This is a genomic window from Undibacterium sp. Tian12W (assembly GCF_049339405.1).
Taxonomy (GTDB): domain Bacteria; phylum Pseudomonadota; class Gammaproteobacteria; order Burkholderiales; family Burkholderiaceae_D; genus Undibacterium.
The window spans coordinates 69,508-81,465 of the sequence record NZ_JBMPPK010000024.1 but is presented as its reverse complement, the minus strand read 5'-3'; the positions used below and the strand labels follow the sequence as shown (position 1 = coordinate 81,465).

The 11,958-nt window shown below is 50.7% G+C and carries 9 protein-coding genes; all 9 read right to left on the bottom strand.

Going from position 1 to position 11,958, the window contains the following annotated elements; all coding sequences use genetic code 11:
- Window positions 1–28 precede the first annotated feature (28 nt).
- Window positions 29–859, bottom strand: coding sequence for an amidohydrolase family protein (locus ACO0LI_RS25655; protein WP_423036210.1), 831 nt, complete (start codon window positions 857–859; stop codon window positions 29–31).
- A 77-nt stretch (window positions 860–936) separates the two neighbouring features.
- On the bottom strand, window positions 937–2,325 hold the full coding sequence (gene yegQ / locus ACO0LI_RS25650) for a tRNA 5-hydroxyuridine modification protein YegQ (RefSeq protein ID WP_423036208.1): 1,389 nt from the start codon (window positions 2,323–2,325) through the stop codon (window positions 937–939).
- 88 nt (window positions 2,326–2,413) lie between these two features.
- A complete protein-coding gene (locus ACO0LI_RS25645; RefSeq protein ID WP_423036206.1) occupies window positions 2,414–3,277 on the bottom strand; it encodes a DMT family transporter in 864 nt (287 codons plus the stop codon).
- Window positions 3,278–3,407: 130 nt separating this feature from the next.
- Window positions 3,408–5,240, bottom strand: coding sequence for a translational GTPase TypA (gene typA, locus ACO0LI_RS25640; protein WP_423036204.1), 1,833 nt, complete (start codon window positions 5,238–5,240; stop codon window positions 3,408–3,410).
- A gap of 123 nt (window positions 5,241–5,363) precedes the next feature.
- Window positions 5,364–6,296, bottom strand: coding sequence for a tRNA pseudouridine(55) synthase TruB (gene truB, locus ACO0LI_RS25635; protein WP_423036202.1), 933 nt, complete (start codon window positions 6,294–6,296; stop codon window positions 5,364–5,366).
- Window positions 6,297–6,342: 46 nt separating this feature from the next.
- A complete protein-coding gene (rbfA, locus tag ACO0LI_RS25630; protein WP_422953236.1) occupies window positions 6,343–6,732 on the bottom strand; it encodes a 30S ribosome-binding factor RbfA in 390 nt (129 codons plus the stop codon).
- Between the two features lie 57 nt (window positions 6,733–6,789).
- The gene (gene infB, locus ACO0LI_RS25625) at window positions 6,790–9,696 is read right to left on the bottom strand and encodes a translation initiation factor IF-2 (protein WP_423036200.1); all 2,907 of its coding nucleotides are present in this window, start codon (window positions 9,694–9,696) and stop codon (window positions 6,790–6,792) included.
- 47 nt (window positions 9,697–9,743) lie between these two features.
- Window positions 9,744–11,303: a transcription termination factor NusA gene (gene nusA / locus ACO0LI_RS25620; RefSeq protein WP_422970513.1), complete on the bottom strand. Its 1,560-nt coding sequence runs from the start codon at window positions 11,301–11,303 to the stop codon at window positions 9,744–9,746.
- Window positions 11,300–11,785: a ribosome maturation factor RimP gene (gene rimP, locus ACO0LI_RS25615; RefSeq protein ID WP_422953239.1), complete on the bottom strand. Its 486-nt coding sequence runs from the start codon at window positions 11,783–11,785 to the stop codon at window positions 11,300–11,302. Before rimP ends, nusA begins: the two co-directional genes overlap by 4 nt.
- Between the last annotated feature and the right edge of the window lie 173 nt (window positions 11,786–11,958).

Genomic DNA, 11,958 nt, shown 5'->3' with positions numbered 1-11,958 from the left:
AAGCCCGGTGAGAGTATGAGAAGCCGGATTATTGCAGACCAAACATCGCCAGTCCATTCTTATAGGCAATGCGCTCGGCTACATCCGCTGGCAACTCACTGAGCATGCGGCGATAAAAAGCCATCAACTGCGGCACATCATCCCAACGCGAAGTCACCCAGGTATCGGTGCCAAGCACGAACCTGTCGGGGTAGCGCAAAAACAGGCGCCTCCATTGTGGATTGAGACTACCGTTTTGCTCAAGATCAGAGCGGAAAGACAGCTCACCAACTAGGTTGGGGTGCTGGGCAAACATGGCCTCGACTTTATCCAGCGAAGTGCTCATGCCAGTGTGTGCCCAGATCAGTTTTACGCCGGGTGCGTGATGCAAAATACGTTCTATCGCATCTTCGTCAGAATGTGCGTGCAGCCACAAATCACGTGCCTTGCCCAACCTGGCGATTTTTGCCATATACGGTGCATCAGCGTCCTTGCCAAAGATATGGAATTCACCTATGCCGCGGTAAATGCCGCGCTGCAGTTCTTTTTCTACAAAGCGTTCTATCTCGGGATTGGCAAACCAGTCATGCCTGTCAGGCTGCACTCTATAGGGACGCAGGAAGGGGACGATCTTGATATCAGGTGCATTTTGCGCAATCAAATCCAGCGTGCCATCATTTGGCCGACTGGTCGCCAATACGGCACGTATACCAAGCTGACGCCATAAGGCAATGACACGCTGCGGCGACCAGGTGCTGCGTGCTTCCATGTTGTAATGCATGTGGGCATCAAATATGGGCAAGGGCTCAGTTGCTGATGCAATAGCCGACATCATGACCAAAGAGCAGGCCAATAAGAAATTCTGTAAACGCATTTTCATAGTCATTCTCCCTTGCCAAATTTGATGCGGCTTTCGAATCAAGAATACACGCTATGAAGGAAGCGTCAACTCCATGATTACAACATCCTCGCAATCAGGGCTTTTTCATGCCTGGCATCCAGCGGGATACGTACCTTATGCCCGGCACCACCTACGATGCTCAGAGGCTGGTTATCGGCATTGCGCATCTCGGCCAGCCGCATCATTTCATTGCCATTCGGCGAAATGATTTCTATCTCATCGCCAACAGCGAAGCGGTTTTTGACTTCCACTTCTGCCCAGCCATCTGTCACCTGCAAGACTTGCCCCACATACTGGCTGCGGTGCGCCTTTGATACACCCTCCATGTAATTTTGATGTTCTTGTGTATGGTGGCGTTGATAAAAGCCATCGGTGTAGCCACGATTGGCGAGGCCATTCAACTGGCCTAGCAAGTCAGTGTTGAATGGACGACCAGCCACTGCATCATCAATTGCACGTCTGTAGGTTTGGGCGGTGCGGGCAACATAGTAGATAGATTTGGTACGGCCTTCGACTTTCAAGGAATCAATACCGATTTTCGCCAGACGCTCCACATGCTCAACGGCGCGCAAGTCTTTGGAGTTCATGATGTAGGTGCCGTGTTCGTCTTCGAGTATAGGCATGAACTGACCGGGCTTGCCTCCCTCTTCTATCACATAAGGGCGGTCAGCGAGGGGATGACGCGGCATATCACCCATGGCAGAAAAAGATTGATTGGCTTCTTCCAGCGCCTGCTGGTAATTGAATTTGATACTTTCGACCGGTATACGTGCCAAATCACCGGTTTCATTTTCCGTGGCATTTTCGACCTTGTAATCCCATCGGCAGGAATTGGTACATGTCCCTTGGTTGGGATCGCGATGATTGAAATAACCGGACAACAAACAGCGCCCAGAATAGGCGATACACAAGGCACCGTGCACGAAAACTTCCAGCTCCATATCCGGGCATTGCTGGCGTATCTCTTCTATTTCATCAAGCGATAATTCGCGCGAGAGAATGACACGGGTCAGCCCCATCTTTTTCCAGAATCTGACATCAGCCCAATTCACGGCGTTGGCTTGCACTGACAGATGCACGGGCACCTCTGGCCACTTTTCACGCACCATCATGATGAGGCCAGGGTCGGCCATGATAAGCGCATCCGGCTTCATGTTGATGACCGGCTCCATGTCGCGCAGATAGGTTTTAAGTTTGCTGTTATGCGGGAAGATATTGCTGGCGACGAAAAACAATTTACCGCGCGCATGGGCACCGTCTATGCCTTGCTGTAATACATCGAGAGTAGAGAATTCATTATTGCGGGCACGCAGGCTATAGCGTGGCTGGCCTGCATACACTGCATCGGCACCAAAGTCGAAAGCGGCATGCATTTTTTCCAGCGAACCGGCGGGTAGGAGAAGTTCCGGGGATTTTATTGCGTTTTTTACTGAGGAGACAGTCATGGCAGGGTAATCCGAAAAGAAAAATGTTCGCGATCATAAATCCCTGCCCTGCCATTTCAAAATTTACCTTTACAAGATTTGATGCGGATCAATCACGCCGCATGTCAGTCAATTCATTGAAGACCAGTGCTGTCAGCACGATAGCTCCGCCTACTATGCTGGATTGCGCAGGCACCTCACCAGCACCCAGCCATGCCCAGATCGGTGCAAGCAAGACCTCCAGCAAAGACAGTAAGGATATCTCCGGTGCGGACAGGCTGTTGGATGCCTTGACCATCAGCATGCAAGGCAGGCCCAGTTGAAAAAATCCCAAAATCGCCAATATGGCAATGTCGTGCAATGAAGTCTGAAATGGCCAGGCCAATGGCAGCATGATCAATGCAGACAGGCTGCCACCGACAAATACAGCTGGCACCAGATCTACTGCATGCCCACCCTTTTTCAGGATAATGACATTGATTGAAGAAGCGAACGGTATGCCGAGCGCAATCAGCATGCCAGTCAGGCCACGGCTGTCCACCCCGGTCAAACTGCCAGCAAACATCCAGCACATACCCGCACCAGCAGCAGCAATTGCCCACCAAGTGCGCGCAGGAATATGCTGGCGCAATATCAACCATGCCAGGAAGGCTGTGAACAGAGGCGTCAGGCTTTCCATGATGGAGGTATTGGCAACCGTGGTCATGGTCAAGGCTATCATGAAGCAGCTATACATGGTGGCCCACATGCAACCAGACAAAAAGCCTATCTTGCCGAGCAATTTAAGGCACGGGACGAAGGCCCATTTGTATTGTCTGAGCATGACGCCAGCAATAAAAACTGCAGCAAAAAAACTGCGCCAGAAAGTCACCTCAAAATTACGCGCAACTTCGAGGTGACGGGTAAATACACCGGCAATACTCCACAAGGTTGCAGCGCAAATCATCAGCATCACCGCTTTGCGGTGAGACATTTTATTTTGCATATGGGGTCCAAATAAAAAAACCCGTTTGACCCTTGCCAGACTGGCTAGAGCAAAACGGGTTGATCTTCATGCGGCAGTACTAAAACACTAGCTACCGCATTAGTCAGAACAGATCACGTTAATCGCGTGATGCCTTTTTACGTTCGTGCTCTTTCAGGAAGCGCTTGCGCAGACGAATGCTCTTAGGTGTAACTTCAACCAGTTCATCATCGTCAATAAACTCAACCGCGTATTCCAGGTTCAACTGAATAGGTGGAACCAGGCGTACCGCTTCATCCGTACCGGAAGAGCGAACGTTGGTCAATTGTTTGCCCTTGATCGGGTTCACGACCAGGTCATTGTCACGGGAATGGATACCGATGATCATGCCTTCATACACTGGGTCATTGTGGCTGACGAACATACGACCACGGTCCTGCAATTTCCAGATAGCGTAAGCAACTGCTGCGCCATCATCTTGCGAGATCAGTACGCCATTGCGACGGCCACCGAGTTCGCCTTTGGAATTATCAACTGGCGCATATTCATCAAACACGTGGCTCATCAAGCCTGTACCGCGTGTCAATGTCATGAATTCGCCCTGGAAGCCGATCAGGCCACGTGCAGGAATACGGTATTCCAGACGTACACGACCTTTGCCGTCCGGTTCCATGTTTTGCAGATCGCCGCGACGACGACCCAGCTCTTCCATGACACCACCCTGATTGACTTCTTCTACGTCAACTGTCAGGTTTTCATATGGCTCATGACGTACGTCACCGACCATTTTGAAGACCACGCGTGGACGGGATACTGCCAGCTCAAAGCCTTCACGACGCATGTTTTCGATCAGGATAGTCAGATGCAACTCACCACGGCCAGAAACTTCGTACGTGGAATCATCGCCTTCAGCCTGCACTACGCGCAAAGCCATGTTGGATTTCAATTCACGTTCCAGACGGTCACGGATTTGACGTGTCGTCACGAATTTACCTTCGCGGCCAGCCAGTGGGGAGCTGTTAACCATGAAGTTCATGGTCAGAGTTGGTTCATCGATTTTCAACATCGGCAAGCCATCCGGCGTATCTGGTGCGCAGATAGTGGAGCCGATACCGATTTCTTCAATACCGTTGATCAGGACGATGTCACCTGCCAATGCTTCATCAACCAGAACGCGGTCCAGGCCTTTGAATGTCAATACTTGATTGATACGTGCCTTGGTTGGCTTATCATCAGGACCATTCATCCAGACTACGTCTTGCAATGCCTTGACGCGGCCACGCAGGATACGGCCAACGCCGATTTTACCAACGTAGGAAGAGTATTCCAGGGAAGTGATTTGCAATTGCAGAGGACCATCTGGATCATCTTCACGCGCAGGAACGTGTTCCAGGATAGCGTCAAACAAGGGCTCCATATTGCCTTCGCGCACGGAGTCTTCCAGACCTGCATAGCCTTTGAAACCGGATGCATAAACGATAGGGAAATCGAGTTGTTCATCGGTTGCGCCGAGTTTGTCGAACAATTCAAAAGTCGCGTTGACGGCTTTTTGTGGATCAGCGTTTTCACGGTCGATCTTGTTGACGACAACGATAGGTTTCAAACCCAGAGCCAGTGCTTTACGCGTTACAAAACGCGTTTGTGGCATTGGGCCTTCTTGTGCATCTACCAGTAACAAAACGCTGTCCACCATGGACAGAACACGTTCTACTTCACCGCCAAAGTCGGCATGGCCTGGCGTATCGACGATGTTGATGTGTGTGCCCTTGTATTCAACAGCACAGTTCTTGGACAAAATAGTGATACCGCGCTCTTTTTCGATATCATTCGAATCCATAACACGGGCATCAACCTGCTGGTTGTCGCGGAAAGTACCGGACTGACGCAATAACTGGTCAACCAGAGTGGTTTTGCCGTGATCGACGTGAGCGATAATGGCGATGTTACGAATAGCGCGTTTTGAAGTAGACATGATAGCGTTCTTATTGGGTAATTCTATGAGGTAAATCGGATAACCTGCGATTATAACATGTTGCAGCGCAAAAGTAGAAAAACTCCTATTATTTCAAGGAGTTGCTACCGCGCGATGACACAATTAATGTTCAGTGGCAATCAAACGCTCGGGCGCGAGTATGCCGTATTCCTGTAACTGGGCAGAGCCCAGCAACTGCCCGTCTGATTCACGATAGACGCGAACGCGGCCAGTTTCAATGGGCAATGTGACTTCTTCTTTATTTAATGCCAGCCGCTGGCCATGCAGAAAGCGGCGGGACAGCTCATCTGTCAGGCAAACCGGGTCAAAGCTGGACAACAAAGCATCAACCGGGTCCAGCAATGCCAGACGCTCAGGCTCTGGCAGACTTTCAAGATACTCCAGGGTAATGGATTTTTCCAATACCAAATGACCCACACCGATACGGCGCAATTCCTTCAGATGCGCGCCACAACCCAGCGTTGCACCTATGTCTTCACCCAGCACCCGCACATAAGTGCCTTTGCTGCATTTGACTTTGAGACTCAGGAAAGGCGCTTCGTAAGCCAATAATTCCAGCTCGTGAATGATAACGCTGCGCGCTTCACGTTCCAGCGTAATGCCGGCACGCGCATATTCATACAGGGGCTTGCCGTCACGCTTGAGCGCAGAATACATGGGCGGCACTTGCTGTATGGGGCCGGTGAACTGCTGCAATGCCCGCTGGATTTGCTCCAGACTGACATCAACCGGCTTTTCTTCCAGCACCTCACCTTCAGTATCCCCCGTTGTCGTGGTGACACCAAGGTGTACGACCGTGGTATAGGTTTTATCTGCTTCCAGCAAATCCTGGGAAAACTTGGTAGCTTCACCAAAGCACAAAGGCAGCAAGCCTGTGGCAAATGGATCAAGCGTACCAGTATGCCCGGCTTTCGCGGCATTCAAAAAACGCTTGGCCTTGATCAGGGCATCATTACTGGAAAAGCCAACTGGCTTATCCAATAGCAATACGCCGTGCACAGGCACACGTTTTCTTTTTATCTGCGGAGTCGTCATGTTGTCAGCAGCCTGTTACCAGGCTGCGCAATGTATCGTTCAGAATTTACTCTTCGCCATCGTCTTTGGCGCGGGTGGCATTGGCTTCATCGATCAATTTCGACATCGCCATGCCACGGATGGTGGATGTGTCATGCACAAAATGCAGTTGCGGCAAGGTGTGAATGTGCAAACGCAGACCCAGTTGATTGCGCAGGAAGCCAGATGCTTTGACCAAGGCCTCAACAGTATTCTTGACGGCCACAGGATCATCTACCAGTGTAGTGAAATACACTTTTGCATGGGCGTAATCGGGAGTCAACTGCACTTCAGTCAGCGTGATCATGCCTACACGCGGATCTTTTAATTCAGACCAGATGATTTCTGCCAGGTCTTTTTGAATCTGGTCTGCTACACGCAGGCCACGACCGGGGATATTTTTGCTATGTTTTGCCATAATTTTCTTACATCTCCATAAACCACAACCCCGGAACTAGTCCGGGGTTATCTTGAGTTACAGAGTACGTGCTATCTCTTGTACTTCAAATATTTCAAGCTGATCGCCAACCTGAATCTCGTTGTAGCCTTTCAGTGAAAGACCGCATTCCAAACCGGCTTTGACTTCTTTGGCATCGTCTTTGTAACGCTTGAGCGAATCCAGCTCGCCTGTCCAGGTAACCACGTTGTTGCGCAGCAAACGGACAGAAGATGTACGCCTGACCACACCATCGGTAACCAGACAGCCGGCAATCGCACCAACTTTGCTGACCACGAAGACCTGTCGAATCTCGACCATACCAATGATCTGTTCGCGCTTCTCTGGAGCCAACATGCCGGACAATGCTGCTTTGACTTCATCTACTGCATCGTAAATGATGTTGTAGTAGCGAATGTCAACGCCGTTAGACTCTGCCAATTTACGGGCAGATGCATCAGCACGGGTGTTGAAGCCGATGATGACCGCTTTGGAAGCGACAGCCAGATTGACGTCGGATTCGGAAATACCACCAACTGCTGCATGTACAACTTGTACACGCACTTCGCTGGTCGACAATTTGACCAGGGATTGCACCAGCGCTTCTTGCGAACCTTGTACGTCGGTCTTGACAATGATAGGCAAGTTCTTGACTTCGCCTTCGCCCATGTTTTCGAACATGTTTTCGAGCTTGGCCGCTTGCTGTTTCGCCAGTTTGACGTCGCGGAATTTACCTTGACGGAACAAGGCGATTTCACGCGCTTTGCGCTCATCAGCCATAACCATGACTTCTTCACCGGCGGACGGCACTTCTGTCAGACCTTGAATCTCTACCGGGATGGACGGGCCAGCCTCAGAGATATTCGCGCCATTTTCATCCAGCATCGCACGGACACGGCCATAAGCTGAACCAGCCAATACCACGTCACCACGCTTCAAAGTACCGGACTGCACCAGGATAGTGGCAACAGTACCGCGACCTTTATCCAGACGCGCTTCCACGACCAGGCCTTTGGCAGGAGCATCTTTCGGTGCTTTCAATTCCAGCACTTCAGCTTGCAACAAAACGTGTTCCAGCAAGGCATCTATACCCAGACCAGTTTTTGCAGATACCTGTACGAATGGTGAATCACCACCGTATTCTTCAGGCACAACGCTTTCAGCGATCAACTCTTGTGTCACGCGGTCTGCGTTGGCACCTGGCTTATCAATTTTATTGATGGCAACGACCAAAGGTACGCCAGCTGCTTTCGCATGGGCAATCGCCTCTTTGGTTTGCGGCATGACGCCGTCATCCGCAGCTACCACCAGAATAACAATATCCGTCGCCTTGGCACCACGGGCACGCATCGCGGTAAACGCTTCATGGCCTGGCGTATCAAGGAAGGTGATCATGCCACGTGGTGTTTCTACGTGATAAGCACCGATATGCTGCGTAATGCCACCGGCTTCACCAGACGCGACTTTGGCGCGACGGATGTAATCCAGCAGGGATGTTTTACCATGATCAACGTGACCCATGACCGTCACCACAGGTGCACGCGGGAAGGATTCATATTCACCGTGCTCTGTGGTATCCGTCAGCATCGCCTCAGGATCATCCAGTTTTGCAGCAAAGGCTTTATGACCCATCTCTTCAACCAGGATCATTGCTGTTTCCTGATCAAGTACCTGATTGATCGTGCACATCTGGCCCAGTTTCATCAAATGCTTGATGACTTCGGAAGCCTTGACTGCCATTTTGTGTGCCAGCTCAGCCACTGTCAGGGTTTCAGGTACAAACACATCTTTGACGATGGCTTCTACCGGCACCTGGAAATTGCTTTCGCGGTCATCATGATGGCTATTGCGACGGCCCTTAGGACCACCCTTCCAGCCATCACGGCCACCGGAAGTGTCACCACGAGTTTTCAGACCGCCGCCACGTTTCTTGGCTGCGTCGTCTTGCCAGGTCGAAGACACATTGGCAGATTTGATTGCCTTCTTGTCGCCAACGGCTGGTTTTTTCTCGTCTTTTTTCTCTACTGCTGCGCCAGGCTTTTTCTCAGCTACTTTTTTATCAGCAGGCTTGTGCAAAGTACCTTCAGCAACCTTAGGTGCCGCTGCAGGAGCTGGCTCTGGTGCTTTGGCCGGGCGACGAGCAGCGTTCATCATTTCTTTGATTTGCGCAACTTCGTCAGCTACAGCTTTTCTGGCTTTTTCAGTCGCAGCAGCGCGCTCAGTTGCTTCCTTGGCGTCGGCTACCGCTTTTTTCTTCGCTTCTTCTGCTTCGACACGCTTTTTATCTTCATCAGCAGCGGCTTGTGCAGTTTGAGCGGCCTGCACAGGTTTTACCTCTGCAGGTTTAGCATCTGAAGGTTTGGCGTTAGCGCTGGCATTGAGTGCCTTGGCGACAGCAGCGGCTTGCTCGGCTTTGGCTTTTTCAGCTTCAGCTTTGGCGGCCTCTGCCAACTCGGCTTCACGCATGGCTTGCGCCTGGGCTTCTTTTTCAGCTTCGAGCTTGGCCAGACGCTCTTGCTTCTCAAGCAATTCTGCTTCCTGACGTGCGATCAGCTCTGCTTCGCGACGCGCTTCTTCATCAAGACGCGCCTGCTCAGCAGCATCCACTGGTGCAGCAGCCTGCGCTTCATCTGCGGGAGCATCATCACGTTTAACGAAAGTGCGTTTTTTACGAACTTCAACCTGAATGGTACGAGACTTCCCAGTCGCATCGGCTTGCTTGATCTCGGTCGTTTCCTTACGAGTCAAGGTTATTTTTTTCTTTTCGGTGTCCGCAGAAACGCCGTGGGAACGACGCAGATGCTCCAGGAGCTTATCTTTGTCTTCCTTTGTCAGCGAATCTGACGTCGAGCTCTTACTGACGCCCGCTGCACGCAATTGCGTGAGCAGCAAATCTGCTGACATCGTTAGCTCGGTGGCAAATTGGGCTACATTGTTACTCGCCATTCAGTCCTCTTTTTCTATGTGCGCGTTATGAGATTGAAACCCGTGAATTACTTAGCTTCTACGAGTTTCCAGGCTTTGGCTAACAAAGCCTTGGCCTGATCATCATATTTAGCGTCGATGAGTTTCATCTCATCATCGGTCACATCTTCAAATGCATCTTTAATTAATTGACGGGTGCGGTCGGCAGACAATGCCAAAATCGCGCCAAATTCGTCATAAGCCAATCCAGCGAAAGCCGCCAGGGTTTTAATACCAGCCAAACCCAGCTTACCTGCCGTCACGCGGGTCATACCTTCGAGATTGACTAATTCATCTTCCATACCTTCGAGACCTTCTTCAGAAGCAATTGCCTCTGTCAACAAAGCATCACGAGCGCGGTTACGCAACTCATTGACGGTATCTTCATCAAAGGCTTCGATTTCCAGCATTTCGCTGATAGGTACGTAAGCGATTTCTTCCAGACTGGAGAAACCTTCATCTACCAGAATGTCTGCGACTTCCTGATCAACGTCGAGTTTTTCCATGAACAGGCTGCGGATGCCGGCAGTTTCTTGCTCGGCTTTATTCGCAGACTCTTCAGCAGTCATGATATTGATTTGCCAGCCTGTCAATTCAGCTGCCAGGCGAACGTTTTGTCCACTGCGGCCGATAGCAATTGCCAGATTTTCTTCATCCACTACCACGTCCATGCCGTGTTTTTCTTCATCCACCATAATGGACGAAACATTGGCTGGTGCCAGTGCGCCGATCACGAATTGCGCCGGGTCTTCAGACCACAACACGATATCAACACGCTCACCACCGAGTTCGCCAGTCACTGCCTGGACGCGTGAACCACGCATACCAACGCAAGTGCCGATAGGATCAATACGTTTGTCGGCAGTAAACACCGCAATTTTTGCACGCACACCAGGGTCACGCGCAGCAGACTTGATGATCAGGGAACCTTGTTCGATTTCTGGCACTTCCAGCTCGAACAATTTCATAATGAATTCTGGCGCCGTACGCGACAGGATCACTTGCGGGCCACGTGCATTGCGATCAATACGCAAGATGTAGGCGCGGACACGGTCACCAACGCGCAGATTTTCTTTAGGGATCATCTGGTCACGTGGCAGGCGCGCTTCAATCTTGCCGGACTCAACCACGGCTTCGCCGCGTTCCATACGCTTGATGGTACCTGTTACCAGGGAATCACCACGCTCCAGGAAATCAGCAAGGATTTGTTCACGTTCGGCATCACGGATACGCTGCAAAACGACTTGCTTGGTATCTTGCGCAAAACGACGGCCAAAATCGACCGATTCAATTTCTTCTTCGATGTAATCATCAACCTGAATTTCAGGATCGTCTTCCACTGCTTCGAAATGCAGGATTTCCTGATCTGGCAATTGCAGACCTGCCTCATCCGGCACTACGTGCCAGCGGCGGAAAGACCTGAATTCACCAGTATCACGGTCGATTTCTACGCGAATATCGACTTCACCGGGAAAACGTTTTTTTGTCGCTTGCGCCAAAGCATGCTCCAGCGATCCGAAAACAACCTCTTCATCGACGTTCTTTTCACGCGCCAGCACATCCACCAATAACAACAAATCACGACTCATGCTTTGCGACTCCTAAAATCCACTTGCGGCACGAGACGTGCCTTATCCACATCGGCGAGCGTAAACTCCAGCATGGCCGACCCATCTTTTACTTCAAATTCCAGCTTCAGATTTTCACCTTCAGGTTCGTGCAAGACGCCTTCGAAAGTTTTGCGATTTGGTGTGCCCGGCATGGGCATACGCAATTTCACATTGGCTTTCTCACCAGCAAAACGCACATAGTCAGCGATTTTTTTGAGTGGCCTGTCGAGGCCGGGAGAAGAAGTCTCAAGGCGGCTGTAATTGACGTTTTCCACCGTGAGCACATGCGATAACTGGTGACTGACTTTTTCGCAGTCTTCCACCGTGATATTGCCGCGCTCCAGATCTTCCGGCAAATAATCAATATAAACCCTGAACAAGCCGCGCTCGGCCTGCTCAAAATCTACCAGATCATATCCGGTACCGTTGACGGTCTTTTCTATCAAATCCAACAAAGCCAAACTTATTCTCCGAAAAACACACTGACAATTTGCAAACCGGGCAAAACCCGCTACAGGCCTTGCGATTCGGGCTATTGAGCGTTGCGCCGCAACTCACTCAACACGATATCAATCGCTAAAACCAAAAAAAAATGGGCAACTGCCCATCTTTTTTTGTAGCGCCTCGATTTTAA

Bases quoted from the DNA above. Each gene is read 5' to 3' on its own strand.
- ACO0LI_RS25655 (WP_423036210.1), bottom strand. From the start codon at position 859: ATGAAAATGCGTTTACAGAATTTCTTATTGGCCTGCTCTTTGGTCATG.
- yegQ (WP_423036208.1), bottom strand. From the start codon at position 2,325: ATGACTGTCTCCTCAGTAAAAAACGCAATAAAATCCCCGGAACTTCTC.
- ACO0LI_RS25645 (WP_423036206.1), bottom strand. From the start codon at position 3,277: ATGTCTCACCGCAAAGCGGTGATGCTGATGATTTGCGCTGCAACCTTG.
- typA (WP_423036204.1), bottom strand. From the start codon at position 5,240: ATGTCTACTTCAAAACGCGCTATTCGTAACATCGCCATTATCGCTCAC.
- truB (WP_423036202.1), bottom strand. From the start codon at position 6,296: ATGACGACTCCGCAGATAAAAAGAAAACGTGTGCCTGTGCACGGCGTA.
- rbfA (WP_422953236.1), bottom strand. From the start codon at position 6,732: ATGGCAAAACATAGCAAAAATATCCCCGGTCGTGGCCTGCGTGTAGCA.
- infB (WP_423036200.1), bottom strand. From the start codon at position 9,696: ATGGCGAGTAACAATGTAGCCCAATTTGCCACCGAGCTAACGATGTCA.
- nusA (WP_422970513.1), bottom strand. From the start codon at position 11,303: ATGAGTCGTGATTTGTTGTTATTGGTGGATGTGCTGGCGCGTGAAAAG.